This is a genomic window from Enterobacter sp. DSM 30060, from assembly GCF_013375955.1.
Lineage (GTDB): Bacteria > Pseudomonadota > Gammaproteobacteria > Enterobacterales > Enterobacteriaceae > Enterobacter > Enterobacter intestinihominis.
The window spans coordinates 1,762,107-1,788,139 of sequence record NZ_CP056118.1 but is presented as its reverse complement, the minus strand read 5'-3'; the positions used below and the strand labels follow the sequence as shown (position 1 = coordinate 1,788,139).

Below are 26,033 nucleotides of genomic sequence, written 5' to 3'. Positions count from 1 at the left end.
CAGCTTACCGTGGCTTACCAGCCCGGCACCGCGCCACCGTTAAAAATGGTCTCCGCCGCTTTCGCCACTTCCGGCGACTGATAGGACTGGATAAATTCCTTCACGTTTTCGGCGTCTTTGTTGTCTTCACGCGTGACCACTATATTCACGTAAGGCGAGTTTTTGTCCTCAATAAAGACGCTGTCATGTACCGGAGACAGCCCCGTTTGCTGAAGATAGGTGGTACTGATGATGGCCACATCCACTTTCGGATCGTCCAGCACGCGCGGCAGCTGCGCCCCTTCCAGCTCCATAATCTGTAAGTTTTTCGGGTTCGCGGTAATATCCAGCGCCGTCGGCAGCAGGCCCACATCCGGTTTAAGGGTAATCAGCTTCTCTTTTTGCAGCAGCAACAGCGCGCGACCAAGGTTGGTGGGATCGTTTGGAATCGCAATGGTTGCGCCGTCCTTCAGCTCAGACACCGATTTAATCTTTCGGGAGTAACCCGCCATCGGGAAGACGAAGGTATTGGCCACGGCGACCAGCGTGTAATTGTGCGCCTTGTTATCTTGTGCAAGGAACGGGCGATGCTGGAAGACGTTGGCGTCCAGTTCGCCCTGGTTGGTGGCATCGTTGGGTAGCAGCGAGCCGCTAAAGCCCACCAGCTCAACATCCAGACCGTATTTCTCCTTTGCCACCTTTTTGGCGACTTCCGCCACGTCCTGCTCAGCGCCATTAATCACGCCGACTTTAATGTGTTTGGCATCATTGCCGCCTTGATCGCAACCTGCCAGCAGCAGGGCCGCGAGCACCAGAGCACTCAACTGAAATTTCACGAGACAGTTCCTTTCGACAGTGGTTTTGAAGACTATATCGACAACGAGACGGCAGGCTAAAAAACGAAAAGGAATCAGTAAGACGGTTAAGTTATATGCGGCCTGTTGCCGGGTGGCGCTGCGCTTACCCGGCCTACGTAACGGGCGAAGTGTAGGCCCGGTAAGCGTAGCGCCACCGGGCGATGGGCATCAGGCTACGGTAGTCCAGGCGCAAGCAGAACCGCTAACCTCACGCCTGCCGACGCAGCGGCGCTTCGCGCAAAAACCACGACAGCACAAACGCCAGCACCATAATCCCCGCCGCCAGCATAAACACCGCATGGATAGCCGAGCCGAACGCATCCAGATAGTCCAGACGCAGGGCATCAGGCAGATGGTGAATGGCAACGGGATTAAGTTCGCGCGGCAGTTCCGCCCCTTCCGGCAGCCTGTCGATCAGCCCTGATTGCAGAATATGGGTGAACACCGCGCCAAACAACGCAACGCCAATCGCCCCGCCAATGGAACGGAACAGCGTCACCCCAGAGGTCGCTACGCCGTATTGATCGGCTGACACGCTGTTCTGCACCGCCAGCACCAGCACCTGCATCACCAGTCCCAGCCCCATGCCCAGCACGCCGGTAAACAGGTACAGCTGCCAGGTTGGGGAGGTGATTGAAATGCGCGTCAGTAACGCCATCCCCACCACGCCGAGCAGCGTGCCGAGGATCGGGAACAGACGGTATTTCCCGGTGCGGCTGATGATGCGCCCGCTGATGATGGAGGTGAGCAACAGCCCGCCCATCAGGGGGATCAGCTGCAAGCCGGCCTGCGTTGGCGTGGCGTCTTTCACCACCTGTAAATAGAGCGGCAGGAACGTTACCGAGCCAAACAGGGACATGCCGATGATAAAGCCAATCAGGCTACAGAGCAGGAAGCTGCGGTCGCGGAAGAGCGACAGCGGGATAATCGGCTCCCACGCCAGCCGCTCTTCGTAAATAAACCCGGCGATCCCCGTCAGGCCGAAGGCCAGAATGCACCACAGCTGCGGGTCGTTCCATTGGCGGATCGTACCGCCCTCGGTGGTAAACAGAATGATGCACAGCAGCGCCATGCTGAGGTAAATCGCCCCCAGGTAATCAATCTCATGCTTGCTGCGCCGCGCGCTGCCGTGGAATACCGCGCCAATCACCAGCAGCGCAAACAGCCCCAGCGGCAGGTTGATGTAGAAAATCCAGCGCCAGGATGCGTGCTGAACGATAAACCCGCCGATCAGCGGCCCTATCACCGTCGCCAGGCCAAACACGCCGCCAAACAACCCCTGATAGCGACCCCGATCGGCAGGCGGGATCACGTCCGCCACGGCAGCCATGCTGATCACCATCAGACCGCCGCCCCCCAGCCCTTGCAGGGCGCGCATCAGCACCAGCTGGGTCATGTTCTGCGCCAGACCGCACAGCGCGGACCCTACAAGAAACAGCACAATCGCGATTTGCAGAACGATTTTTCGGCCAAACAGATCGCCGAATTTGCCATACAGCGGCACCACGATGGTCGAACTGAGGATATAGGCTGTCACCACCCAGGAGAGCTTATCCAGCCCGCCCAGCTCGCCGACGATGGTCGGCAGCGCGGTGGAGACAATGGTCTGATCCAGCGCCGAGAGCAGCATCACCAGCAGGAGTGCGCTGAACAGCAGCTTAATCGACGGCGCCTTTTTCGCAGGTTGAGTCATTACGTCGGACTCCATAAGACATCACTTGAAATTAATTAATCGTATAATTAATATTTGTGGAAGTGATGAATAAGATCAAGAGATACGGTGACCATGTCAGCACAAAAGGACAATTCTGAACCCCGCCGCCCCGGTCGGCCACGCGGCGGCAAGCGCGTTACCGCCAGCCGCGAACAGCTGCTGGATATCGCCCTGAATCTCTTTTCCCGCCAGGGGATCGCCAATACGTCGTTGAACGCTATTGCCCGCGAAGCCGGCGTGACGCCCGCCATGCTGCACTACTACTTCAACTCCAGAGAACAATTACTGGATGCGATGATTGAGGAGCGCTTCCTGCCGTTACGTGAGCGGATCGGGGCGATTTTCGCCGACAACCGGGATTCGCCGGTGGATGCCCTGACGGAAATGGTCAGGGTGCTGGCCGAACTGGCGGAAAAGTATCGCTGGTTTGCCCCGCTGTGGATGCAGGAGGTGATCGGCGAGATGCCGGTACTGCGTACGCATTTGCAGGAGCGCTTTGGCGATGAGAAATATCACACCACGCTGGCAACCATCAAAGGCTGGCAGCAGGAAGGAAAGCTGAATCCGGCGCTAGCCCCCGAACTGCTGTTCACGACGCTGCTGAGCCTGGTGCTGGTGCCGTTCTCTCGCATGCGCAATGACGAGAGGCTTAATGCCCTCTCGCCGGAGATCGTTGTGCGCCACGTGTTAGCCGTGATCGGCAACGGGATCGGCGGTTAAAGATCCCTGGTCAGATAGTGTCTCTGCATTCCCTGATAAGGGTAATCCTGTAAGGACATCTGCACCTGATAACCCTGTTTTTCATAGAACGGACGCGCCTGGAAGCTGACCGTATCCACCAGCGCGTGACGACACCCTTTACGACGGGCCTCCTCTTCAGCCGTTTTGATCAGCTGGCTGCCGACGCCCGTTCCCCGCACCCTGTCGCTGACCCACAGAAAGTCGATATTCAGCCAGTCGCCTTTACGTACGCCGATTAACCCGCCCAGCATGACGCCGCTGTCGTCTCGCACATATACGCCAATATCGCCACTAAACGTCGCCAGATCTAAATACTGCGCGTTATAGGCTCTTAGCCCCGTTAATAATTCTTCTTTTTCTTCAGCCGTGACTTTATCTGTAATGCTCAGGTGCATAAATCTCTCCTTATTTTCAGCGCAATCTGAATATCTCACAGCTTAACCTTCATAAAAACTCCTTATTTCCTCCATTGTTTAAACAAGGAAATATTCATTCAATATGTAAATAAAAAAAACCTTTCCAATAGGCTCCGAAAACGTATAATGAGAACGATCATTCTCACTTTTTACGGTAGCCGACGATGAGCACAAAGCTGGAAGAACGACAAAAACTACGGCAGGACGAAATCATCACCGCCGCGCGCCGCTGCTTTCGCGCCAGTGGATTTCACGCTGCCAGCATGTCGCAGATCGCCAGCGAAGCCAGGCTCAGCGTCGGACAAATCTATCGCTATTTCAGTAACAAAGACGCGATCATTGAAGAGATGATCCGGCGCATTATCGACTCACGTATTGAGGAGATGCAGGGCAAAACCCTGGTTGAAGGGATGCCGCAGGCGCTTGCCTGGCGCCAGACGCTTAACGAAGATGATGACGCGCTAATGCTCGAAATGTCCGCAGAGGCCACGCGCAATCCGCTGGTGGCAAACATGCTGATCGAAGCCGAAGCCCGCATGTTCGCCAACGCCTGTGAGCACCTGAAAAAGCAGTTCCCCCACCTGAGCGATGAGCATATTCGCTGCTGCGTGGAGATTACCGCCGTGATGATCGAAGGCACGATTTACCGTCGACTCACGCCTTTAAAAGTACCGTCAGAACAATTAGAGCCCATATACCAGAATATTTTAAATATGCTTTTCTCTGCGAAGTAATCGCATGTGAATAATTAGCGGAAATAAGTAATTTCCCTTTTTTCATTTCTGGCTCTGCCAGAGATGCGGGATCGCTGTGCTTTTAATTAGCCCTCCTCCCTGTTAAGCGATTAACAGGGCAGGCTTCGTTCACCCTGGAAAAAGATTATGAAAACCATAACAACCTCCATCGCAGCATTACTCCTCCTGACAGGGTGCGATAATGCGCAAACATCTGCTCCCCAGCGTCCTCTTCCGGAAGTGGGGATTGTCACACTCATGAGCCAGCCGGTGTCCGTGGTCAGCGAGCTGACCGGCCGCACCGCCGCCGCGATGAGCGCCGAAGTGCGCCCTCAGGTGGGCGGCATTATTCAGAAACGGCTCTTCACCGAAGGCGATACGGTCAAGGCCGGGCAGGCGCTGTATCAGATCGATCCTTCCAGCTACCGCGCCGCTTATGATGAAGCTGCCGCCGCACTAAAACAGGCGCAGGCGCTGGTGCAGGCCGACTGCCAGAAAGCCCGACGCTATGCGCAGCTGGTGAAGGACGACGGCGTATCACGTCAGGATGCGGAAGACGCGAAGTCCACCTGCGCGCAGGACAAGGCCAGCGTCGAGTCAAAGAAAGCCGCGCTGGAAAGTGCCCGCATTAACCTCAACTGGACCACCGTCACCGCGCCGATTGCCGGACGTATCGGCATCTCCTCTGTGACCCCCGGCGCGCTGGTGACCGCCCAGCAGGATACCGCGCTGGCCACTATTCGCGGGCTGGACAGTATGTACGTCGATTTAACCCGTTCCAGCGCCGATCTGCTGCGATTACGCAAGCAAACCCTCGCCAGCAACAGCGATACGCTGAACGTGTCGTTGATCCTCGAAGACGGCAGCAGCTACAGCGAAAAAGGCCATCTGGCGTTAACCGAAGTGGCGGTGGATGAGTCTACCGGCTCAGTCACCCTGCGCGCTGTCTTCCCGAACCCGCAGCATCAGCTTCTGCCGGGCATGTTCGTCCGCGCCCGAGTGGATGAAGGCATCATGAATGACGCGATCCTCGCGCCGCAGCAGGGCATCACCCGCGACGCCAAAGGTACCGCCACCGCGCTGGTGGTGAACGCCAGCAACAAGGTCGAGCAGCGTCAGCTGGAAACGGGCGACACCTACGGCGATAAATGGCTGGTGCTGAATGGCCTGAAGGCGGGCGATAAGCTGATTGTGGAAGGCACCGACAAAGTCACCGCCGGGCAGGAAGTGAAAGCTGAAGAGATGAAAACCAACGGAGGAAACGCCTGATGTTTTCCCGTTTCTTCGTGCGTCGCCCGGTCTTTGCCTGGGTTATCGCCATTCTCATCATGCTCGCCGGGATACTGGCGATCCGCACGCTGCCCGTTGCGCAGTACCCGGACGTTGCCCCGCCGTCGATCAAAATATCCGCCACCTACACCGGCGCCTCCGCACAAACGCTGGAGAACAGCGTGACGCAGGTGATCGAGCAGCAGCTCACCGGGCTGGATAACCTGCTCTACTTCACCTCCACCAGCAGCTCGGACGGTTCGGTGAGCATCAACGTCACGTTTGAACAGGGAACCGATCCGGACACCGCTCAGGTACAGGTGCAGAACAAAGTCCAGCAGGCGGAATCGCGCCTGCCGACCGAGGTGCAGCAGTCCGGGATCACCGTCGAAAAATCCCAGAGCAACTTCCTGCTGATCATGGGCGTATATGATAAAACCGACACCGCCAGCAGCTCGGATATCGCCGACTGGCTGGTGAGTAATATGCAGGATCCGCTGGCGCGCGTGGATGGCGTCGGCAGCCTGCAGGTGTTCGGTGCAGAATACGCGATGCGCATCTGGCTCGACCCGGCTAAGCTGGCGTCGTACTCGCTGATGCCCTCCGACGTGCAGAGCGCGATTGAAGCGCAGAACGTGCAGGTCTCCGCCGGTAAAATCGGCGCGCTGCCCTCGTCGAACGCCCAACAGCTGACCGCCACCGTTCGCGCTCAGTCGCGTCTGCAAACGGTCGATGAGTTCAAAAAAATCATCGTCAAGAGCGAGTCCAACGGTGCGGTGGTGCGCATCAGCGACGTCGCGCGCGTGGAGATGGGCAGCGAAGACTACACCGCCACCGCGAAGCTGAACGGCCACCCGGCGGCGGGTATGGCGGTGATGCTCTCGCCGGGCGCCAACGCGCTTAACACCGCCACGGCGGTAAAAGACAAGATCGCCGAGTTCAAAAAGTCGATGCCGGAAGGCTACGACGTGGCCTACCCGAAAGACAGCACCGAGTTCATCAAGATCTCCGTTGAGGACGTGATTCAGACCCTGTTCGAAGCCATTATCCTCGTGGTGGTGGTGATGTACCTGTTCCTGCAAAACATCCGCGCGACGCTGATCCCGGCGCTGGCTGTGCCGGTGGTGCTGCTGGGCACCTTCGGCGTACTGGCGCTGTTCGGTTACTCCATCAACACCCTGACGCTGTTTGCCATGGTGCTGGCGATAGGACTTTTGGTGGATGACGCCATCGTGGTGGTGGAAAACGTCGAGCGTATTATGCGCGACGAAGGGCTGCCCGCCCGGGAAGCGACCGAAAAATCGATGGGCGAAATTTCCGGCGCACTGATCGCCATTGCGCTGGTGCTCTCTGCGGTATTCCTGCCGATGGCCTTCTTCGGCGGCTCTACCGGGGTCATTTACCGTCAGTTCTCGGTCACCATTATTTCGGCGATGTTCCTCTCCGTGGTGGTGGCGCTGACCCTGACGCCCGCGCTGTGCGGCTCGATCCTGAATCACACCGCTCCGCACAAAAAGGGCTTCTTCGGCGCGTTTAACCGCTTCTACAGTAAGACCGAGCACGGCTATCAGAATAAGGTTCTGCGCGCCCTGCGCCGTTCCGGCGGCATGCTGGTGATCTTCGCCCTGCTCTGCGGCGCGATGGGGTTCGCCATGCTGAAACTGCCGGGCAGCTTCCTGCCAACCGAAGACCAGGGAGAAATCATGGTGCAGTACACCCTCCCTGCCGGCGCAACCGCGGTGCGTACCGCAGAGGTAAGCCGCCAGGTACGCGAGTGGTTCCTCACCAAAGAGAAAGCCAATACCGACGTGATCTTTACCGTTGAAGGCTTCAGCTTCAGCGGCAGCGGCCAGAACGCCGGGATGGCGTTCGTCTCCCTGAAAAACTGGTCAGAGCGTAAAGGCGAGGAAAACACCGCGCAGGCCATTGCCCTGCGCGCCACGCAGGAGCTGAGCGCCATCCGCGATGCCACCATCTTTGCGATGACACCGCCGGCAGTGGACGGTCTGGGCCAGAGCAACGGCTTTACCTTTGAGCTGATGGCGAGCGGCGGCACCGACCGCGACGCGCTGCTGAAACTGCGTAACCAGCTGATTGGCGAAGCGAATCAGGACAGCTCGCTGCACGCCGTGCGCGCCAACGATCTGCCGCAGATGCCGCAGCTTCAGGTGGATATCGATAACAACAAAGCCGTGTCGCTGGGGCTCTCCCTGAGCGACGTCACCGACACCCTGTCCAGCGCCTGGGGCGGCACCTACGTGAACGACTTCATTGACCGTGGCCGCGTGAAAAAGGTCTACATCCAGGGCGACAGCGACTATCGCGCGGTACCGTCGGATCTCAACAAATGGTATGTGCGCGGCAGCGACAGCACTATGACCCCATTCTCCGCCTTCGCCACTACCCGCTGGGAGTATGGCCCGGAAAGCCTGGTGCGCTACAACGGCTCGGCGGCGTATGAAATTCAGGGCGAGAACGCCAGCGGCGCCAGCTCCGGTACGGCGATGAGCAAAATGGAGCAGCTGGCGAATAACCTGCCGTCCGGCAGCACCTGGGCGTGGAGCGGTTTGTCGTTGCAGGAAAAACTGGCGAGCGGTCAGGCGATGAGCCTTTATGCCCTCTCCATCCTCGTGGTGTTCCTGTGCCTGGCGGCACTGTATGAGAGCTGGTCGGTGCCCATTTCGGTGATCCTCGTGATCCCGCTTGGGGTGCTGGGCGCGGCCATTGCCGCCTCCCTGCGCGGCCTGAGCAACGATGTCTATTTCCAGGTGGCGCTGCTGACCACCATCGGTCTGTCGTCGAAGAACGCCATTCTGATTGTCGAGTTTGCCGAAGCCAAAGTGGCCGAAGGCTACTCACTGACGCGCGCCGCCCTGCGGGCCGCCCAGACGCGTCTGCGTCCGATCATCATGACCTCGCTGGCGTTTATCGCAGGCGTGACGCCGCTGGCGATTGCCACCGGCGCCGGGGCCAACAGCCGCGTGGCGATCGGTACAGGCATTATCGGCGGGACGCTGGCCGCGACGCTGCTGGCTATCTTCTTTGTTCCTTTATTCTTTGTACTGGTGAAACGTCTGTTCTCCGGTAAGCACGCAAACCGGAGGTCATAATGTTTCGTGTAACTGTTTTAGCGTTAGCACTGCTGAGCGCAGGCTGTGTGTCATTAGATCCCACGTATCAGCGCCCGGACGCGCCCGTTCCGGCCACCCTACCCGGCGCGCACGGCGAAGCCAGCGCCGTGGTGAGCCAGTGGCAGCAGGTGATGAATGATGCGCGGCTGAAAAGCGTGGTGACGATGGCGCTCAACAGCAACCGCGACGTGCAAAAAGCGATTGCGGATATCGACGCCGCCCGTGCCCAGTATGGCGAAACGCGCTCGTCCCTGTTCCCGACGGTGGACGCGGAACTGAGTCATACCCGCAGCCGTACGCTGGCGAGCGGCGTCGCGACGAGCGACGAAGCCAACGGCACGGTCTCCAGCTTCGAACTGGATCTGTTTGGCCGCAACCAGAGCCTGTCGCGTGCCGCGCGGGAAACCTGGCTTGCCAGCGAGTTCACCGCGCAGAACACGCGCCTGACAATGGTCAGCGAGCTGACCACGGCCTGGGTGACGCTGGCGGCGGATAACAGCAATCTGGCGCTGGCGAAATCCACCCTGGAGAGCGCCGCGAACTCGCTCAAAATCGTTAAACGTCAGCAGGAAGTAGGTGTGGCAGCGGCCACGGACGTCAGTGAAGCGATGGCGGTTTACCAGCAGGCGCGCGCCAGCGTGGCGAGCTACCAGACGCTGGTGATGCAGGACAAAAACGCCCTTAACCTGCTGGCGGGCGATACGGTGCCCGAGAACCTGCTGCCCGGCACGCTGGAGAGCCTGAGCGATAACGCCATCACGCTGATCCCGGCGGGCGTCAGCTCCAGCGCGCTGCTGCGTCGCCCGGACATTCAGGAGGCGGAACATAACCTGCTGAGCGCTAACGCCAACATCGGCGCGGCACGCGCCAACTTCTTCCCGACCATTTCACTGACCGCCAGCGCGGGCGTCGGCAGCGATTCGCTGTCATCCCTGTTCAGCCACGGCATGAAGGTCTGGTCGTTCGCGCCGTCCATCACCCTGCCGCTGTTTAGCGGGGGCAACAATATGGCGCAGCTGCGCTATGCGGAAGCGGAGAAGAAGGGGCTAATCGCCACCTATGAGAAGACCATCCAGAGCGCGTTCAAGGACGTGGCCGACGCGCTGGCGCGGCGCGAAACGTTGAGCGAACAGCTTGATGCCCAGCGTGAATACGTGGCGGCGGAGCAAAAAACGCTGGATGTGGCGACGCGCAGTTACAAGGCTGGCGCGGGCGATTATCTGACGGTGCTCACCGCGCAGCGATCGCTGTGGTCGGCACAGGAATCACTGATTGCCTTGCAGCAAACCGACCTGGAAAACCGCATCACGCTGTGGCAATCGCTGGGTGGAGGGGTTCAGTAACCTCATCGGTGGGCGATTCTCATACCAGGTGAAAAGTAAATTCATACTTTCGGCTGGAATCGCCTGCCTGAATGTAACGATACATTTCAGGGAAAGCCTGTGACTTTACCGGAGGTTTCAATGAAATCTGCACACCTGGTTTGCCTGCTCGTTTGCCTGATTTTCGCTGCGTTTGTTCACGCGCAGGAGAAGAGCGCTCCGGAGAAAGAGGCCCAGATAAAACAGCAGGTCCTGAAAGATGTGAAGAAAACCTGTACCCCGCAGAAAAAGCAGAGCGATAAGGCCTGGCAGGCGATGATTTTGTCGTCTGAGGCCAATCAGCTGCTGATCAAAAATGCCATCACCGCCGTGAAGCGTGACAACCTGGACGCCTACTGGGATGCAGTAAGTCAGGTGGATTGTATGGAAGATTACTGAGGGTTGAGCGCCGGGTGGCGGCTGCGCCTTACCCGGCCTACATCACATGTTTAACGCTTCCGCACATCCGGAATAATCAAATCCCCACGCAGAACGTAGGACCCGAGCATCTGCGTTTTCGCCGTCAGCCAGCTCACGATGCGCGCCGCCATGGCGTCCATGGAATACTCAATGGCCGGGATCACCGGAATACCCGGAAGATGCAGCGAACCGCCGAGGCTGAAGACCATGATGTCTTCCGGTACCGATTTATTAAACGCCTGTAACTGCGGGATCACCCGCTGGGCTTCCTGCTCGTCTGCCACCAGCAGCGCGTTGAAGTTCAGCGTGGACGCGTTGTTGAGTAATTCCTGAAGCGCAACGGACGATGAAGTCGCGTCCATAAACACGAGGTTGCGATTAAAGGGCAGGAAGTTTTTCTCCAGCGCATGTTTGTAACCCAGCAGCACCTGATCGGCAAAGCCGCTGCCGTGCGGGTGGATCAGTGCTATCTGGCGACGCCCCTGGCTGGTGAGATAGTTGCAGGCCGTTTCAGCCGCGAACGCGTGATCGAACTGAATGCTGTTGGCGTTATCGGCTTCCATACAGTCGACCAGAATGACGTTGTCCATGTCCACGTCCAGCGGGAAACGCGCGCCAATCACCAGAATGTCATCACATAAGCCGCAGGAGAGTTCTTCAAGAGCGTTCATCACTTCTGTTTTCGTGTGTGCGAAACGCAGCAGCAGATGTTTTTGATGCTGGCTGAGGTGTTTTTCCAGCGCGTACAGGTAACCGGTGGTCTGGTTAATGTTCTCCTGCGCGCAAATCACCCCAATGCAGCCCGTCGACTGGCTGAGCAGCGACTGGGCGATCACGTTCGGACGATAGTTCAGCTCATCCACCGCTCTCAGAACAGCCTGTCGGCTGGCTTCTTTAACGCCACGCGACCCGCTCAACACCCGTGATACCGTGGCTTTGGACACCCCGGCCAGACGCGATACATCGTTGATTGTAGACATCTCTCTCCCCTGTCAGACGCAACTGGCGTCTGTAATTTCCATCACCGCTACGGCTCACATTATAGCCAGAACGGAGTATATCCGTTTCCGTTTTCCATGGAAACCGATTTTCCGTTTCCACTCAATTTGATGTCAAAACAGCCAAATTATGTGACCCACATCCGGTTAATTAGCGTCATAAGTAGTGGATATTGATGGTTGTCACACTTCTGTCTTTTATGAATGGAAACCGGTTTCCGTATCATGTCCAATCATCATCGCAATAACTTTTTACATTTTGAGGATGGTCGTCGATGTTCAAGATTATGCTGTGCTGCTCTGCCGGGATGTCCACCAGCCTGCTGGTCAGCAAAATGATCGATGTTGCAAAAGAACGGGGCTTGCCCGTGAAGATAGATGCGTATGGCGTATCCGAATTTGATACGCAGTTTCCGCACTATCAGGTGGTGCTTCTCGGACCGCAAGTGAAATACATGTTAAAGACGCTCTCAGACAAGGCAGCGACGCAAGGCATACCGGTGCAGCCCATCGACATGATGGATTACGGCATGCAGCGTGGCGATAAAGTACTGGACTATGCTCTGTCGCTCATCGAAGCGGCACACTAAAAGGTGTTCACATGAGTTCGTTATATCAATCCATGGTCGCGGCGATTGAACAGTCAATTACGCCGCTGGCCGCGAAGCTCGGTCAGCAAAAGTATGTGATTGCAATCCGCGACGGCTTTACCGCCGCGCTGCCGTTTATGATCATCGGCTCGTTTATGCTGGTGTTTATCTTCCCGCCGTTTTCGGCGGATACCACCAACAGCTTCGCCCGCGGCTGGCTGGATTTCTCCGAGACCTACCGCGAACAGCTGATGCTGCCCTTTAACCTCAGCATGGGCGTGATGACCTTCTTCATCTCGGTGGGGATTGGGGCGAGCCTGGGACGTCAGTTTAACCTCGATCCGGTGATGTCCGGTCTGCTGGCCTTTATGGCCTTCCTGCTGGTCGCCGCGCCGTATGCCGACGGCAAAATTTCGACGCAGTATCTGTCGGGTCAGGGCATCTTCACTGCGCTTATCACCGCGATCTACTCCACCCGTGTGTACGCGTGGCTGAAGCAGAACAACGTCACCATCCGCCTGCCGAAAGAGGTGCCGACCGGCGTGGCGCGTTCGTTTGAGATCCTGATCCCGGTGATGGTGGTGATTGGTACCCTACATCCGCTGAACCTGTTCATTGAAGCGCAGACCGGGATGATCATCCCGCAGGCGATTATGCACCTGCTGGAGCCGCTGGTGTCCGCGTCTGACTCGCTGCCCGCGATTCTGCTCTCCGTTCTGCTGTGCCAGATCTTCTGGTTTGCCGGTATCCACGGGTCGCTGATTGTCACCGGCATCATGAACCCGTTCTGGATGGCGAACCTCTCTGCAAACCAGGCGGCGCTGGCGGCGGGCGCGGCGCTGCCGCACGTTTATCTGCAAGGTTTCTGGGATCACTACCTGCTGATTGGCGGCGTAGGCTCGACCCTGCCGCTGGCGTTCCTGCTGCTGCGCAGCCGCGCCACTCACCTGCGCACCATCGGCAAAATGGGCGTTGTGCCAAGCTTCTTTAACATCAACGAACCGATTCTGTTCGGCGCGCCGATCATCATGAACCCGATGCTGTTTATCCCGTTCGTGTTTGTTCCGCTGGTCAATGCCTGCCTGGCGTACGGCGCAACCAAACTCGGCTGGCTGGCCCAGGTGGTTTCGTTAACCCCGTGGACCACGCCCGCGCCGATTGGCGCCTCGTGGGCGGCGAACTGGGCGCTGAGCCCGGTGGTGATGTGCCTGGTCTGCATGGTGATGTCCGCCCTGATGTACCTGCCATTCCTGCGCGCCTATGAGCGTACGCTCATCAAAAATGAAGAGCAGAAAGCCCAGGCAACCGTCGGCACCGCTGAAACAGTTAGCAATTAAGTCAAAGAGGAAGGGTCATGAAATACGCATTTCCCGATAACTTCTGGTGGGGCAGCGCAAGCTCCGCTCTCCAGACGGAAGGGACACGAGAGGGTGAAACCACGTGGGACTACTGGTTTGCCCGCGAGCCGAACCGTTTTCACAACGGCGTGGGACCGCAGCACACCTCCACGTTTTATCAGCACTGGAAAACGGACATTCAGCTGTTGAAGCAGCTGAACCACAACAGCTTTCGCACCTCGATTAGCTGGGCGCGCCTGATCCCCGACGGTATCGGTGAAGTGAACCCGGACGCGGTCGATTTTTATAATCAGGTTATTGATGAGCTGAATGAACAGGGCATCACGCCGTTTATCACCCTGTTCCATTTCGACATGCCGATGGCGATGCAGGAGATAGGCGGGTGGGAAAACCGTGACGTAGTGGACGCCTACGCCCGCTATGCGCAGATCTGCTTCGAGCTGTTTGGCGACCGCGTGCTGCACTGGTTTACCTTCAACGAGCCGATCGTGCCGGTGGAAGGCGGTTATCTGTACGACTTCCACTACCCCAACGTGGTGGATTTTCGTCGGGCGGCCACCGTGGCGTATCACACGGTGCTGGCCCATGCGAAGGCCGTTCAGGCTTACCGCGCCGGGCATTACGCGGGGGAGATCGGCATCGTGCTGAACCTGACGCCGTCATACCCGCGTTCGCAGAACCCGGCGGACGTGAAGGCGGCGCATATCGCGGATCTGATGTTTAACCGCAGCTTCCTCGACCCGGTGCTGCGCGGGGAGTATCCGGCCGACCTGGTGGCATTGCTGAAATCTTACGATCAGCTACCCGCCTGCAAGCCGGAAGACGGTTTCCTGATTGCGGAAGGGAAAATCGACCTGCTCGGCGTTAACTACTATCAGCCGCGTCGCGTGAAGTGTCGCGACAGCGCGGTGAACCCGCAGGCGCCGTTTATGCCGGAGTGGTTCTTTGATAGCTACGAGATGCCGGGCCGTAAGATGAACCCGTACCGCGGCTGGGAAATCTACGAGCCGGGTATTTACGATATTCTGGTTAACCTGCGCGACAATTACGGTAACCCCCGCTGTTTTATTTCTGAAAACGGGATGGGTGTCGAAAACGAGCAGCGCTTTATTGAAAACGGTCAGATAAACGACCGGTACCGCATCGAATTTATTTCTGAGCATTTAGCGTGGCTGCATAAAGGTATTAGCGAAGGCTGCAATTGCCTGGGCTACCATATGTGGACGTTTATTGATAACTGGTCGTGGTGCAATGCCTATAAAAACCGCTACGGTTTTATTCAGCTCGATTTGGAGACGCAGCAGCGCACCATTAAAAAAAGCGGAGAGTGGTTTGCCGCTACCGCCTTAAATAATTGCTTTGATAAAGAGTAAAAATGATGATCGCATTAGAAGAAGCCGTAATGGAAATTATCGTCAACGCCGGTCAGTCCCGCAGCCTGTGCTTCGAAGCGCTGCATGCGGCGCGCCAGGGCAACCTTGACGAAGCCAAAAGCCTGCTGCGTGAAGCCGATGGCTACGCGCGCCAGGCACACAAGATGCAGACCAAACTGATCGAGCAGGACGCGGGCGAAGCCCGCCAGCCGATGACCTTAATTATGGTGCACGCGCAGGATCATTTAATGAATTCGCTATTAGCGCGTGAATTATCTGAAGAGATTATTCATTTATATCAGAGATAGTCTATGGCGAAATAAATTAATGTAATACCTCTGTACCTAAAACTAGAAATCCACTTGTTCTGATGATAGCGACATATTCTGTCAGATCGGAGCGGGATGGTTATTGTCTGAATAAAATTAAACTATATTGAGATAACCATGAATACGATTAAAAAACTTCCATTAACCATGGCGGTTATCGCCGCGCTTTGTCCAATTTCCGTGCTCGCGCAAGAATTTACGCAGGAGCAAATCGACGCCATTGTGGCGAAAGCGGTGGATAAAGCCCTGGCCGAGCGTCAGGCGAAAATGGATGCGGCGGTCGCGAAAAAAGCAGACGTCATCACCGAGCCGCAGAGCGCAGCGCAATCCCCGGACATGGCGATTCCGTTTGGCATCAAATTTACCGGCTACGCCCGCTACGGCGCGCACTTCCAGGCCGCTGACCAGAAGTATGTGGCGGTGGACGGCTCCTACAACGGCGCGTCCGCGATTGGTCGTCTGGGTAACGAAGGCAACGGCGGGGAATTCCAGCTCTCCAAGGCCTTCAAGGGTGATAACGGCGCCATCTGGGACATCAACGTGATGATCGACCACTGGGGCGACGAAGTTAACCTCAAAAAAGCTTACGCCGGGGTGACCAACATTATGGCCTCCAACCCGAACGCCTACTTCTGGGCCGGTCGTGACTTCCACCAGCGTCCGCAGCAGGGCATCAACGATTACTTCTGGATGAACCACGATGGCCAGGGCGCCGGGGTGAAGAACTTCGACATCGGCGGCGTGCAGTTCGACGTGGCTGCCGTGGCGGCGGTGGAATCCTGTAGCCCGGAAGTGATGGAAGATGAAGCCAACCCGTCGCGCATCACCTGTACCGGCGGTTCCGGCACGGGTGACAAGGGCAACTACGCTGCCACCTCAAAAATCCACGGCATGAAGCTCGGCCCGATCGACCTGGAGCTGTACGCCAACTACGGTTTTGACTCCAAAGCCGTTGAGAGCGACGAGCGTCTGAACGCCTGGCAGGGCGGCGTGGTGCTGAGCCACACCAACGATAGCGGCGTGAACAAGGTGATCGCCCGCTACTCCGATAATTCGGACAACAGCGTGTTCAACAAAACCGAAGATCTGACCACGGTCTACGCCAGCTTCGAAGGGCTGTATAAATTCACCCAGGCCACGCAGGTGGAGTACATCCTCGCCTTCCACGACTATGACAACAGCCGTGATGACACCGACAACCGTAAGAACTACAACGCCATCGTGCGCCCGATGCACTGGTGGAACGACGTTCACTCCACCTGGCTGGAAGCGGGCTGGCAGCACGTAGATTACGACAACGGCGGCGACAACAAGGGCTGGAAGCTGACCCTGTCGCAGAACATGTCTATCGCCATGGGGCCGGAGTTCCGTCCGATGCTGCGCTTCTACGTGACCGGCGGCAAAGTGGACAACGAACGCACCGCGCGCGTGAACAACACCAAAGATGAGACGCTGGACGACTTCAACGTCGGCGCGATGTGGGAGGCGTGGTTCTAAGGTCAACAACATGCCGGGTGGCGCTACGCTTACCCGGCCTACGATTTTCCCCCTCTCCCCGTGGGAGAGGGCCGGGGTGAGGGCATCAGGCCGCACACAACCATGCTATGCTGTTGGCCAATTAACGACAACATAACAGGGGAGAACATGGGTTCCACACGCAAAGGGATGCTCAACGTCCTGATCGCCGCCGTTTTATGGGGCAGTTCCGGGGTTTGCGCGCAGTACATCATGGAGAAAAGCCACATTTCTTCACCTTACCTGACCATGGTTCGCCTGCTGTTTACCGGCGTGATCCTGCTGACGCTCTCCTTCGTTCACGGCGACAAGATTTTCTCGGTCATCAAAAACCGCAAGGACGCCCTCAGCCTGCTGTTTTTCTCACTGGTTGGCGCGCTCACCGTGCAGCTCACCTTCCTGCTGACGATTGAAAAATCCAACGCCGCTACGGCCACCGTGCTTCAGTTCCTGTCGCCAACCATCATCGTGGCGTGGTTCGCCCTGGCGCGGAAGAAGCGTCCCGGCATGTTTGTCCTGTCGGCGATTTTGACATCGCTTGTGGGTACCTTCCTGCTGGTGACCCACGGCGACCCGACGTCGCTCTCCATCTCGCCTGCCGCACTGTTCTTCGGTATCGCCTCGGCGTTTGCTGCGGCGTTTTACACCACCTATCCATCAACGCTTATCGCCCGCTACGGCACGCTGCCGATTGTCGGCTGGAGTATGTTGATTGCGGGACTAATGCTGACGCCGTTCTACGCCGGACGCGGCACCACCTTCGCCATTGACGGCGGCCTGCTGCTGGCGTTTTTCTACCTGGTGGTGATTGGCACCGCGCTGACGTTCAGCCTGTATCTGAAGGGCGCGCAGATGATCGGCGGGCCGAAGGCAAGCATTTTGAGCTGCGCCGAACCCCTGAGCAGCGCGCTGCTGTCGGTGGTTTTGCTGGGGGTGGCATTCACCCTGCCGGACTGGCTGGGAACGCTGCTGATTGTGTCGTCGGTGGTGCTGATTTCGATGGATTCACGCAGAAGGGTTAAGGCATCGGCTTAAGCGAATGTCCCCTCTCCCCGGCCCTCTCCCCAAAGGGGCGAGAGTGAAAAGACAGCACCGAGCAGTCCCCTCTCCCCTGCGGGGAGAGGGTTAGGGTGAGGGGAGAATTGACTACTTCGCCTTAACCTTCCCCGCCACCAGCAGCGCGGTCAGCAGCATCAGCGTACCGGAGATCACCAGCGGTGACGTCAGCCCCAGATGGTCGAGCGCTACGCCGCCCACCGCCGCGCCGCAGGTGTTCGCCAGCTGGATCACCGCCACCTGAATCGACCCGGCTTTTTCCGCCTGATCGGCAAGCGAGCGGGTGATCCACGTCGACCAGCCCACCGGCACCAGCGCAAAGGCAAAGCCCCAGACAATCGCAATCGCCGATGCGACCCACTTGTCGCTGCCCCACAGCACCAGCACCGCGGCACTGATCGCCAGCACCAGCGGCGCACCCGCCAGCGCCACCTTCAGGGAGCGCTTCAGGAACTGAGACGACAGTGAGGTGCCGACGAAGCTGGCGATACCGAAGCTCAGCAGCACCAGCGTCAGGCCATCCACGTCAAAGCCCGCCATGGTCATATACACCGGGCGAATATAGGTAAAGAAGGCAAACTGCCCGGCAAAGGCCATGAAGATGGCGGTCATCCCCGCCAGCACGCCCGGACGCTTGAGCAGCGCGAACATGTTCTGTTTGTGGTGCGCCGCTTCACCCGGCAGAGACGGTAGCGCTTTCCACACCCAGATAATGCACAGCACGCCCATCACTGCCGCCGCGTTAAAGACGTTACGCCAGCCGATAATCCCACCAAGGAAGCTGCCCAGCGGCGCGGCAATCACCAGCGCAATAGAGACCGCGCCGAAGATAACGGACAGCGCTTTTGGCACGGTGCGCGCGGGCACCAGGCGCATGGTCAGCGAGGCCGACATCGCCCAGAAGCCGCCTAACCCCAGCCCCAGGCAGGCGCGACCCAGCAGCAGCAGGGTGAAGCTTTCAGCGAAAGAGACCAGCAGGCAGGAGAGCGTCAGCAGCACGCTGAACAGGATGACCACTTTACGACGGTCAATGGTGCCAATCGCCTGGGTGATAAACAGGCTGGCGAACATCGCCACAAAGGCGGTGACGGTAACGGACTGCCCCGCCACGCCTTCGGAAATGCCCAGATCCTGCGCCATCGGCGTCAGCAGGCTGACCGGCAGAAACTCAACGGTGATCAGGCAGGCGACGCAGAACGCCACGGAGAAAACCGCCGACCAGTTGGGGCGAGACACCTCTTTGGCCTGCGGCGGAGTCGTGGGCTGGATATGTTCTGTCATGGCATCACCTGAGATAAAAACGTGCGGAAAAGTCGCGCAGTTTATCATCAAAAGTGTGACGGATTTAACGATTTGACAACTTTTGTGGTTTTAGAGGGGATCAGTGCAGATAAAACACACCTTCTTCCGGCAGAAATAGCTGGTTATAGCGCAGCTGGAAGGCGTTCAGCTCCTGCGGATCGGGCTCCATTTCGCGCATAAAGCCAAGTGCCAGTCGAATTTGCGCATCGGTAATGGGTGCGGCAAGGCGGGCTTTACGCAGCATACGGTGCCAGGTATGCAGATTCTCTTCACTGCCGTCGACAATGCAGACCTGCCAGATGAGCAGCACCTGCGCCGCATTTTGCAGATGTGCCTCGTCGGGGCGCTCAAGGTAGCGGATAAACTCATTGCCCGGCGTTTTACCGAACTGATCGATCATCGACTCGACTGGCATCGGGGTGATGCCCAGCCGCTCGCTTAAAAGTTTGATGGCGCGGCGGGAGTCTGAGGTCAGGACACGAAATCCAACCACAAATACCACGGCAAGCGTTGCCAGCATTATCCAGACCATGCGTTCTCCTTAGACTAGCCGCCCATCATAGCGGGAAACGCAGCGCGTCAACAGCGGGAACGGCCAGAATAGTGAACCGAAAAAAGCTGGATAATTGCGATGAAAGCAATCCCGCGCAGGCGTGGCTGCGCGGGCTGTTGCTGGAGACCCGTCAGCGCGCCTGAAGCCCTTTCAGCAGCGCGTCGTGGAAACGTTCAGGATCCTGCATCTGCGGCGCGTGGCCCATGTCGTTAAACTCGACCAGCGTCGCGTGCGGAATGCGCTCCGCCGTCTCTTTGCCCAGCACCGCGTAATTGCCGAGCGTCTTGCGGATCTCCGGTGGGGCGAGATCTTTCCCGATGGCGGTATTGTCCTTCGTGCCGATCATCAATAATACCGGCATCTTCAGCTCGCTAAATTCATAGACAACCGGCTGGGTATAAATCATGTCGTAGAGCAGCGCCGAGTTCCACGCCACGCGAGCTTTGCCCGGCCCGTTGTTCAGCCCGGCGAGCATAGTGACCCAGCGCTCGTACTCCGGTTTCCACTCCCCGGCGTAGTAGGTGTTTTTCTCGTACTGACGAATACCGTCGGCGCTGACTTTCAGCTCGCGCTGGTACCACTGGTCGACCGTAATATGCGGCACGCCGCGCGCTTTCCAGTCTTCCAGACCAATCGGGTTCACCATCACCAGCTGCTCTACCTGCTGCGGCCACATCAACGCATAGCGGGTTGCCAGCATGCCGCCGGTCGAATGTCCTATAACCGTCACGCGCTCGACGCCCAGCGTTTTCAGCAGCGCGTGGGTGTTATCCGCCAGCTGCTGGAAGGTGTACTGGTAATGCTCCGGCTTGGTGGATTTACAAAAACCAATCTGGTCAGGGGCGATCACGCGGTAACCACCGGCCGACAGCGCGCGGATAGTGCCGTCCCAGGTGCCAGCACAGAAGTTTTTGCCGTGCATCAGCACCACGGTGCGGCCGTTGGGTTTTTCCGGTTTCACGTCCAGGTAAGCCATATCCAGAGGCTGGTTCTGCGAGGTAAAGGTAAAGTGTTTTACCGGCCAGCCGTAGTCAAAACCTTCCAGCTTCTCGCCGTAGGTGGGGGCATCCGCGGCCATTGCGGGGGACGCCAGCGCCATCAGCAGCGCAAGGCAGGATAATCGTCGGGTTAACATGCAAGCTCTCCGTTAGCAAAAGGGCTAAGGCTGCACGAAAGGCGGCAGCAAAAACACTGTAGAGCATAGAGAGGAGCGAGTGTGTAAAGCGGAGTAAAGGTAGGCCGTGCAAAATAAAAAAGCCCGGCATCACACACCGGGCAAAGAAGTTACCTGCACACTCAGGCTACTTTTAATTTCTGCGCACGATTCTCACGGCGGATCTTACGCTCTTCCAGCACCGCAACCATCGCCATCAGGACGATACAGCCAATCGCGGCGGCATCCAGCGCGGCGAAGGTGCCCGCCCAGCCGGTAAGGCCGAAAATCGGCGTGCCGTCGGCGATCATCCCCAGACCCAGCTTGGCGAAGCTGTCGCCGATCAGGTAGGCGAAGGTGCCCTTAATCCCATCGGCGGCGCCGATCGCTTTTTTCGGGACGAAGCCCACTGCCGCCACACCGATCAGTAATTGCGGACCAAATACCAGGAAGCCGAGCGCGAACAGGGACGCCAGGTAAATGTACTGGTTGCTGGCGTGCTGGTAGACGCCAAGGGTGGCGATAATCAGCGCCAGCGCGACGCAGGCCACCAGCGCGCGGCGGCCATTGGCGAGGTCGGAGAGCCATCCCCACAGCAGCGTGCCGACCAGCGCGCCCACTTCAAACAGGGTGAAGCCCTGAATCGCCACTTCTTTAGAAAGCTTCAGCTCCTGGAAGGCATACACTGTGGACCACTGGTCGATACCAATGCGCACCACGTACAGGAAGATGTTCGAGAAACAGAGCAGCCAAATCACTTTGTTTTTCAGCACGTACTCAACAAAGATCTGCCATTTGGACATCTCGTTTTCTTCGGTCTCTTTGTCCTCTTCGCTGATCTCTTCCCCGAACAGCTCTTCGGCTTTGCCGAGGCCGTACGATTCCGGGGAATCGCTGCCGTAGCGCAGGCCGATAAAGCCAACAATCAGGGCAATAATCGACGGGAAGATAAACATGCCGATGACGTGACCGTCGAACAGGTAGTTCGCGCCGAACAGCGCCACGCCTGCCGCACCCGCTCCGCCGAGGTTGTGGGAGATGTTCCACATGCCGAGGTACGACCCCCGCTTGCGGCGCGGCGTCCATTTGGTGATGGTGGAGTAGCTGCACGACCCGCCGGTGCTCTGGAAGAAACCGCTCAGGGCGTAAAAGGCGATCATCAGGAACAGGCTGACGGAGCCCGCGCCCATGCTGGCGCTGAAGCCGAGCATACAGATGGCAGAGAGGATCAGCATAAACGGCAGGAACTGCTTGGTGTTTTTGCCGTCCGCATAGTAGGAAACAACGGTTTTCCCCACGCCATAGGTGATGGAGAAGCCCAGGCCAATCATCCCCAACTGCGTCATGCTCAGCCCGTAGGTGGAGATCATGTCGTTCTGCGCGATGTTAAAGTTTTTGCGGATCAGGTACATAGTCAGGTAGCCGATGAAGACCACCAGATAGGACTGCATGAACGGTTTGAACCACATTTTGCGCCGCACATCGAGCGGCAGATCCAGGGTCGGCTTGCGCACCTGATTTAAGAAGGCCAGCATGACTGAGTTACTCCTGAGCTGATTTTTGCAGCATTGTAAAAACCAGCCAGGAGAGATGCCTGAGACAGCGTCCAGGTGAAACCGGGAAAATTTCTTAGTTTTGCGCGACTCGACAGCAAAAGGTGAGGCGCGTCACGCTTCGCGCGGTGCCTGCGCGTGCAAAAACGGCAGCAACAGCAGGGCGGAGATGCCCGCCGCGATGGCGATCACCGCGAAGAACCCGCTCCAGTGCCAGATGTCGATCACCCGCGCCAGCGGCCAGCCGGAGAGCGATGCGCCGAGGTAGGCAAACAGCCCGACAAAGCCCGTCGCCGCGCCTGCCGCCTCTTTGTGGGAGCACTCTGCCGCCGCCATGCCGATCAGCATCTGCGGGCCAAAGACGAAAAAACCGATGGTGAAGAAGCACGCCGCCTGCATCACGTAGCTGGCGAACGGCATCAGCCACAGCGAGCCGACGGAGAGCAAAATTCCGGCGGCGAAAATCAGGTTCATCGGCCCGCGATTGCCGTTGAAGAGCTTGTCCGAGCCCCAGCCCGCCACCAGCGCGCCGATAAACCCGCCCAGTTCAAACATGGTCACCGCCGAGTTGGCGGTCACCAGATCCACACCGAGCGTCTCGGACATGTACAGGTTGCCCCAGTCGTTGATGGCCGCGCGCACCACGTAGACCAGCACGTAGCAGAGCGACAGCAGCCAGATGTAGGGGTTTTTCAGTACGTATTTGGTGAGGATCTGCTGGCGGGACAGCCCGGCCCCCTCCTGCTGCTGGGCGATCTCCATCTCGTCGTGCCGCCAGTCGCCCACCGGTGGAAGGCCGACGGTTTGCGGCCTGTCGCGCAGGCGCCAGCAGAGGAACAGCCCGGCGATAATTGCCAGGCCACCGGCAATCATCATCCCCGCACGCCAGCCGTAGTGCAGCGCGGCAGCCCCCACCACCATCGGGATCAGCGCCCCGCCGACGTTATGCGCGGTATTCCATATCGCCCACCAGCCGCCGCGCTCGTTGCGTGAGTACCAGGCGGTGAGCAGGCGGGCGCAGACCGGCGCGCCCCAGCCCTGGAAGAAGGCGTTCAGCGCCCACAGCAGGGCGAAGGCCCAGAGCGAGGTGGAGAAGCCAAACAGGATGTTCACCACGCCGGTGGCGATCAGCCCAACGCCCATGAAATAGCGCGCATTGGAGCGGTCGCTGACGATGCCGGAGAAGAACTTCGACAGACCGTAGGTGATGTAAAACAGCGTCGCCAACAGGCCGATGTCGGTGCGCGCCATCACGCCGCTGGCGAGGATCTCCGGCGCGGCGGCGTTGAAGCTTTTGCGGGTGAAGTAGAACAGCGCGTAGCCGAGCCAGATAGTGACCAGGATATGACGTCGCCAGTAGCGGTAGCGGGCGTCGATTTCCGCTTTGTTGCCTAGCGGGGCGGCGCTGGCGGGGGTTTTAAACATGGTGCGTCCTTAACGGCAAACTGACGCTGACGCGCGTCCCGTGGGTGCAGGAGATTGTCAGCGTGCCGCCGAGCGCCTTCACGCGCTCGCGCATGCCCGCCAGGCCAAAGCCCTGTTGGCCGGATCCCGGCGGCAGGCCGCAGCCGTCGTCTTCAATCACCAGCATCAAGCGCTCGTCCTGCTGCCAGCCCTGGATCGTGACCGCGCGGGCACTGGCGTGTTTGACGATGTTGTTCAGCCCCTCCTGACAGACGCGGAACAGCGTCACGCGCTGACCTTCGCTCAGGATAGCTTCATTGATGCGCCAGTCGAGATGGCTGACTATCCCGCGGCTTTCCAGCTCCATCTCGCGCATCAGGGAACGCACCGCCTGCTCCAGGGACAGATCGTCAAGCTGGCGCGGGCGCAGCCGCCCTAACAGGCGGCGAACGGAGTCATAGACACCCAGCGAAAGCTGTTCGATATGCGCCCCGCCCTGCTTCACACCCGTGTTTTCTGCCGCCAGGCGCTGGACAATGCCCGCCTGGGTGCGGATGGCAGTGATGGTCTGGCCGATGTCATCGTGCAGCTCGCGGGCAACCTCCTGGCGCACGCTCTCTTCCGTCTCCAGCAGACGCTCCGCCAGACGGCGATTGCGCGCCAGCTCGGCTTGCAGAGACTGGTTCAGCTCGCGCAGGCGCTGGATGCCCGCCCCCAGCAGCAGCCCGGTCAGGCTCTGGGCCAGCAGCGAGAGCAGCAGATCTACCGGATGATCGTGCCAGGTCTGGCTGGCGATCAGCGCGATGGCGTTCATCAGGGTCGCGATCAGCGCCCCCTGCCAGCCGTAGTGCCAGGCGAGGGCGATGATCGGCAGCGCCAGACAAAACGGCGTGAAGCGTGATAATTCAGCGGGCAGACCAAGCTGCAACCACAGGCTCACCACAAACAGCAGCAGATACCAGATCAGGTGCCGGGCGCGCCAGTTCACCGGCTGGGAGACCAGCGCCGGGCCGAGCGGCTGCCAGACGGTGCTGGTGAGGTAGTGCCAGAAAACGAGGCAGGTCGGTGCCAGCGTCAGGCCGCCGGTGAGGGTCAGCAGAAGGGCGTTGAGCATCTCCTTCTCGCCGACCCACGGAAGCGACTGCAGCAGCGCGGCGGCAATCAGCGCCGCCCCCTGACGCAGCAGCGTGCGCCAGTCGCGCTGGTGACGGTAGCGGGAAATCAGGGCGACCGGGAGAAGCGTAAGCAGGCTTCCGGTCATCAATAAAGGCAGATGCGCCAGCGCCACTTCCTGCGCCAGCCAGATCAGCATCAGCCACTCTGCACCGAGCAAAACGGGCCAGTATCCGCGCGGGCACTGAAGCATCAGTCCCAGACGCAGGCCAAAGGGGAACAGCAGCACCGCCAGCTCCGGGCGTTCCACCAGATGCAGGCTGATGCTCCACAGGCAGAACCATGCGGCGGAGAAGATAAAAAAGCTGGCGACGACGGCGATCAGCCGTGAAAAAACGGGACTCATTGCCAGCTGTCAAACATACGGCGCGCCAGCTCGACATCGTTACTGACGTTGAGTTTTTCCATCAGGTTGGCGCGATGAACATGCACGGTTTTCGGGGACAGATCCAGCTCCGCGGCAATCTCTTTTACCGACATGCCCTGGGCAAGTTTCTCTGCCACCTGACGCTCGCGTCTGGTGAGCGGATCCTGCCGTCCCGCCGCCAGCTTGATGGCGATATCCGGCGTCAGGTAGCAGCCGCCGGTGGATACGGTGCGCACGGCGGCAATCAGCTCGTCGGGGCTACAGCGTTTAGAGAGGAAGCCGCGCGCGCCCGCGTTGAGCGCCTGCTCGACCAGCGCCGGGCTGTCGTGGACCGAGAGCATAATGGTCGCCATCCCTTTCGGCAGCTGGCTTAACAGCTCCAGCCCGGAGAGATCCGGCATTGAGATGTCGCAGATACAGACCTGCACCCCGCGTCCCGGCAGGCCCGCCAGCGCCTCGCGACCGGAGCCAAACTCGGCCACGACCTGAAAATCCGGTTCGAGGTTTAAAAGCTGGGCAAAGCCGGAGCGGACGATAAGGTGGTCGTCGATAAGGGCGATGGTGGTCATGGTTTGATCCTGATGCGTGAACACGCCGGATGGCGGCGTAAACGCCTTATCCGGCCTACGTGTAACGTCCTTGCAGGCTGGATAAGCGCAGCGCCATCCGGCAAAAGCCTTTTACCTT

Annotated in this window: 23 protein-coding genes; 12 read left to right on the top strand and 11 right to left on the bottom strand. The window is 58.7% G+C overall.

Going from position 1 to position 26,033, the window contains the following annotated elements; translation table 11 throughout:
- Positions 1–14: 14 nt before the first annotated feature.
- The gene (gene nlpA / locus HWQ15_RS08465) at positions 15–815 is read right to left on the bottom strand and encodes a lipoprotein NlpA (protein WP_048966522.1); all 801 of its coding nucleotides are present in this window, start codon (positions 813–815) and stop codon (positions 15–17) included.
- 229 nt (positions 816–1,044) lie between these two features.
- Complete coding sequence (locus HWQ15_RS08460) at positions 1,045–2,544, bottom strand: MDR family MFS transporter (RefSeq protein ID WP_032626657.1); 1,500 nt, start codon at positions 2,542–2,544, stop codon at positions 1,045–1,047.
- 78 nt (positions 2,545–2,622) lie between these two features.
- Here HWQ15_RS08460 and HWQ15_RS08455 point away from each other — a divergent pair, with 78 nt between their 5' ends.
- The gene (locus HWQ15_RS08455; protein WP_048966521.1) at positions 2,623–3,270 is read left to right on the top strand and encodes a TetR/AcrR family transcriptional regulator; all 648 of its coding nucleotides are present in this window, start codon (positions 2,623–2,625) and stop codon (positions 3,268–3,270) included.
- Here HWQ15_RS08455 and HWQ15_RS08450 read toward each other — a convergent pair.
- Positions 3,267–3,686, bottom strand: coding sequence for a GNAT family N-acetyltransferase (locus HWQ15_RS08450; RefSeq protein ID WP_058677106.1), 420 nt, complete (start codon positions 3,684–3,686; stop codon positions 3,267–3,269). The two genes, HWQ15_RS08455 and HWQ15_RS08450, sit on opposite strands and share 4 nt — an antisense overlap.
- Before the next feature lie 185 nt (positions 3,687–3,871).
- On the opposite strand from HWQ15_RS08450, the gene HWQ15_RS08445 reads away from it, so the two are divergent.
- The 5 genes from HWQ15_RS08445 (at position 3,872) to HWQ15_RS08425 (ending at position 10,601) form a co-directional block, all read left to right on the top strand.
- Positions 3,872–4,441 (top strand): TetR/AcrR family transcriptional regulator, encoded by a 570-nt coding sequence (locus HWQ15_RS08445; protein WP_022646570.1) that lies wholly within the window; start codon positions 3,872–3,874, stop codon positions 4,439–4,441.
- A 147-nt stretch (positions 4,442–4,588) separates the two neighbouring features.
- Entirely contained in the window at positions 4,589–5,710 is a 1,122-nt protein-coding gene (locus tag HWQ15_RS08440) for an efflux RND transporter periplasmic adaptor subunit (RefSeq protein ID WP_038414997.1), read from the top strand.
- Positions 5,710–8,820, top strand: a complete 3,111-nt coding sequence (locus HWQ15_RS08435) for an efflux RND transporter permease subunit (protein WP_038414996.1) — start codon at positions 5,710–5,712, stop codon at positions 8,818–8,820. Before HWQ15_RS08440 ends, HWQ15_RS08435 begins: the two co-directional genes overlap by 1 nt.
- Positions 8,820–10,184, top strand: a complete 1,365-nt coding sequence (locus HWQ15_RS08430) for an efflux transporter outer membrane subunit (protein WP_022646568.1) — start codon at positions 8,820–8,822, stop codon at positions 10,182–10,184. The genes HWQ15_RS08435 and HWQ15_RS08430 overlap by 1 nt, the downstream gene beginning before the upstream one ends.
- A gap of 120 nt (positions 10,185–10,304) precedes the next feature.
- Entirely contained in the window at positions 10,305–10,601 is a 297-nt protein-coding gene (locus tag HWQ15_RS08425; RefSeq protein WP_003861030.1) for a YicS family protein, read from the top strand.
- Positions 10,602–10,651: 50 nt separating this feature from the next.
- On the opposite strand, the gene HWQ15_RS08420 is transcribed toward HWQ15_RS08425, so the two are convergent.
- Positions 10,652–11,602 carry a LacI family DNA-binding transcriptional regulator gene (locus HWQ15_RS08420; protein ID WP_022646566.1) on the bottom strand — a complete coding sequence of 317 codons (951 nt, stop codon included), beginning with the start codon at positions 11,600–11,602 and terminating at the stop codon, positions 10,652–10,654.
- A gap of 293 nt (positions 11,603–11,895) precedes the next feature.
- Here HWQ15_RS08420 and HWQ15_RS08415 point away from each other — a divergent pair, with 293 nt between their 5' ends.
- The 6 genes from HWQ15_RS08415 (at position 11,896) to HWQ15_RS08390 (ending at position 17,820) form a co-directional block, all read left to right on the top strand.
- Complete coding sequence (locus HWQ15_RS08415) at positions 11,896–12,210, top strand: PTS sugar transporter subunit IIB (RefSeq protein WP_003861034.1); 315 nt, start codon at positions 11,896–11,898, stop codon at positions 12,208–12,210.
- An 11-nt stretch (positions 12,211–12,221) separates the two neighbouring features.
- Complete coding sequence (locus HWQ15_RS08410) at positions 12,222–13,547, top strand: PTS sugar transporter subunit IIC (protein WP_058646771.1); 1,326 nt, start codon at positions 12,222–12,224, stop codon at positions 13,545–13,547.
- 17 nt (positions 13,548–13,564) lie between these two features.
- A complete protein-coding gene (locus HWQ15_RS08405) occupies positions 13,565–14,941 on the top strand; it encodes a glycoside hydrolase family 1 protein (RefSeq protein WP_063148195.1) in 1,377 nt (458 codons plus the stop codon).
- Between the two features lie 5 nt (positions 14,942–14,946).
- Positions 14,947–15,249, top strand: a complete 303-nt coding sequence (locus tag HWQ15_RS08400) for a PTS lactose/cellobiose transporter subunit IIA (RefSeq protein ID WP_014168006.1) — start codon at positions 14,947–14,949, stop codon at positions 15,247–15,249.
- Positions 15,250–15,387: 138 nt separating this feature from the next.
- Positions 15,388–16,767, top strand: coding sequence for a carbohydrate porin (locus tag HWQ15_RS08395; protein ID WP_022646562.1), 1,380 nt, complete (start codon positions 15,388–15,390; stop codon positions 16,765–16,767).
- A gap of 147 nt (positions 16,768–16,914) precedes the next feature.
- Positions 16,915–17,820, top strand: coding sequence for an EamA family transporter (locus HWQ15_RS08390; RefSeq protein ID WP_023298973.1), 906 nt, complete (start codon positions 16,915–16,917; stop codon positions 17,818–17,820).
- 111 nt (positions 17,821–17,931) lie between these two features.
- Here HWQ15_RS08390 and nepI read toward each other — a convergent pair whose 3' ends face one another.
- From nepI to uhpA, 7 genes are all read right to left on the bottom strand, one after another.
- On the bottom strand, positions 17,932–19,122 hold the full coding sequence (gene nepI, locus HWQ15_RS08385) for a purine ribonucleoside efflux pump NepI (RefSeq protein WP_023298972.1): 1,191 nt from the start codon (positions 19,120–19,122) through the stop codon (positions 17,932–17,934).
- A 100-nt stretch (positions 19,123–19,222) separates the two neighbouring features.
- Entirely contained in the window at positions 19,223–19,675 is a 453-nt protein-coding gene (locus HWQ15_RS08380) for a DUF1198 domain-containing protein (RefSeq protein ID WP_063148986.1), read from the bottom strand.
- A gap of 151 nt (positions 19,676–19,826) precedes the next feature.
- Entirely contained in the window at positions 19,827–20,831 is a 1,005-nt protein-coding gene (locus HWQ15_RS08375; protein WP_058677100.1) for an alpha/beta fold hydrolase, read from the bottom strand.
- A 161-nt stretch (positions 20,832–20,992) separates the two neighbouring features.
- The gene (gene uhpT, locus HWQ15_RS08370) at positions 20,993–22,384 is read right to left on the bottom strand and encodes a hexose-6-phosphate:phosphate antiporter (protein ID WP_023298970.1); all 1,392 of its coding nucleotides are present in this window, start codon (positions 22,382–22,384) and stop codon (positions 20,993–20,995) included.
- A gap of 132 nt (positions 22,385–22,516) precedes the next feature.
- Complete coding sequence (locus HWQ15_RS08365) at positions 22,517–23,827, bottom strand: MFS transporter (RefSeq protein ID WP_038414992.1); 1,311 nt, start codon at positions 23,825–23,827, stop codon at positions 22,517–22,519.
- Positions 23,820–25,325, bottom strand: coding sequence for a signal transduction histidine-protein kinase/phosphatase UhpB (gene uhpB, locus HWQ15_RS08360; RefSeq protein ID WP_063148987.1), 1,506 nt, complete (start codon positions 25,323–25,325; stop codon positions 23,820–23,822). The genes HWQ15_RS08365 and uhpB overlap by 8 nt, the downstream gene beginning before the upstream one ends.
- The gene (gene uhpA / locus HWQ15_RS08355) at positions 25,322–25,915 is read right to left on the bottom strand and encodes a transcriptional regulator UhpA (RefSeq protein WP_022646555.1); all 594 of its coding nucleotides are present in this window, start codon (positions 25,913–25,915) and stop codon (positions 25,322–25,324) included. The genes uhpB and uhpA overlap by 4 nt, the downstream gene beginning before the upstream one ends.
- Between the last annotated feature and the right edge of the window lie 118 nt (positions 25,916–26,033).

What these genes read in the sequence shown, in the direction of transcription:
- HWQ15_RS08400 (WP_014168006.1), top strand. Translation starts at nt 14,947, where the DNA reads ATGATCGCATTAGAAGAAGCCGTAATGGAAATTATCGTCAACGCCGGT.
- HWQ15_RS08375 (WP_058677100.1), bottom strand. Translation starts at nt 20,831, where the DNA reads ATGTTAACCCGACGATTATCCTGCCTTGCGCTGCTGATGGCGCTGGCG.
- HWQ15_RS08365 (WP_038414992.1), bottom strand. Translation starts at nt 23,827, where the DNA reads ATGTTTAAAACCCCCGCCAGCGCCGCCCCGCTAGGCAACAAAGCGGAA.
- HWQ15_RS08440 (WP_038414997.1), top strand. Translation starts at nt 4,589, where the DNA reads ATGAAAACCATAACAACCTCCATCGCAGCATTACTCCTCCTGACAGGG.
- HWQ15_RS08415 (WP_003861034.1), top strand. Translation starts at nt 11,896, where the DNA reads ATGTTCAAGATTATGCTGTGCTGCTCTGCCGGGATGTCCACCAGCCTG.
- HWQ15_RS08395 (WP_022646562.1), top strand. Translation starts at nt 15,388, where the DNA reads ATGAATACGATTAAAAAACTTCCATTAACCATGGCGGTTATCGCCGCG.
- HWQ15_RS08405 (WP_063148195.1), top strand. Translation starts at nt 13,565, where the DNA reads ATGAAATACGCATTTCCCGATAACTTCTGGTGGGGCAGCGCAAGCTCC.
- HWQ15_RS08425 (WP_003861030.1), top strand. Translation starts at nt 10,305, where the DNA reads ATGAAATCTGCACACCTGGTTTGCCTGCTCGTTTGCCTGATTTTCGCT.
- HWQ15_RS08410 (WP_058646771.1), top strand. Translation starts at nt 12,222, where the DNA reads ATGAGTTCGTTATATCAATCCATGGTCGCGGCGATTGAACAGTCAATT.
- uhpA (WP_022646555.1), bottom strand. Translation starts at nt 25,915, where the DNA reads ATGACCACCATCGCCCTTATCGACGACCACCTTATCGTCCGCTCCGGC.
- nepI (WP_023298972.1), bottom strand. Translation starts at nt 19,122, where the DNA reads ATGACAGAACATATCCAGCCCACGACTCCGCCGCAGGCCAAAGAGGTG.
- HWQ15_RS08435 (WP_038414996.1), top strand. Translation starts at nt 5,710, where the DNA reads ATGTTTTCCCGTTTCTTCGTGCGTCGCCCGGTCTTTGCCTGGGTTATC.
- HWQ15_RS08445 (WP_022646570.1), top strand. Translation starts at nt 3,872, where the DNA reads ATGAGCACAAAGCTGGAAGAACGACAAAAACTACGGCAGGACGAAATC.
- HWQ15_RS08460 (WP_032626657.1), bottom strand. Translation starts at nt 2,544, where the DNA reads ATGGAGTCCGACGTAATGACTCAACCTGCGAAAAAGGCGCCGTCGATT.
- HWQ15_RS08390 (WP_023298973.1), top strand. Translation starts at nt 16,915, where the DNA reads ATGGGTTCCACACGCAAAGGGATGCTCAACGTCCTGATCGCCGCCGTT.
- HWQ15_RS08420 (WP_022646566.1), bottom strand. Translation starts at nt 11,602, where the DNA reads ATGTCTACAATCAACGATGTATCGCGTCTGGCCGGGGTGTCCAAAGCC.
- uhpB (WP_063148987.1), bottom strand. Translation starts at nt 25,325, where the DNA reads ATGAGTCCCGTTTTTTCACGGCTGATCGCCGTCGTCGCCAGCTTTTTT.
- HWQ15_RS08380 (WP_063148986.1), bottom strand. Translation starts at nt 19,675, where the DNA reads ATGGTCTGGATAATGCTGGCAACGCTTGCCGTGGTATTTGTGGTTGGA.
- HWQ15_RS08430 (WP_022646568.1), top strand. Translation starts at nt 8,820, where the DNA reads ATGTTTCGTGTAACTGTTTTAGCGTTAGCACTGCTGAGCGCAGGCTGT.
- uhpT (WP_023298970.1), bottom strand. Translation starts at nt 22,384, where the DNA reads ATGCTGGCCTTCTTAAATCAGGTGCGCAAGCCGACCCTGGATCTGCCG.
- HWQ15_RS08450 (WP_058677106.1), bottom strand. Translation starts at nt 3,686, where the DNA reads ATGCACCTGAGCATTACAGATAAAGTCACGGCTGAAGAAAAAGAAGAA.
- HWQ15_RS08455 (WP_048966521.1), top strand. Translation starts at nt 2,623, where the DNA reads ATGTCAGCACAAAAGGACAATTCTGAACCCCGCCGCCCCGGTCGGCCA.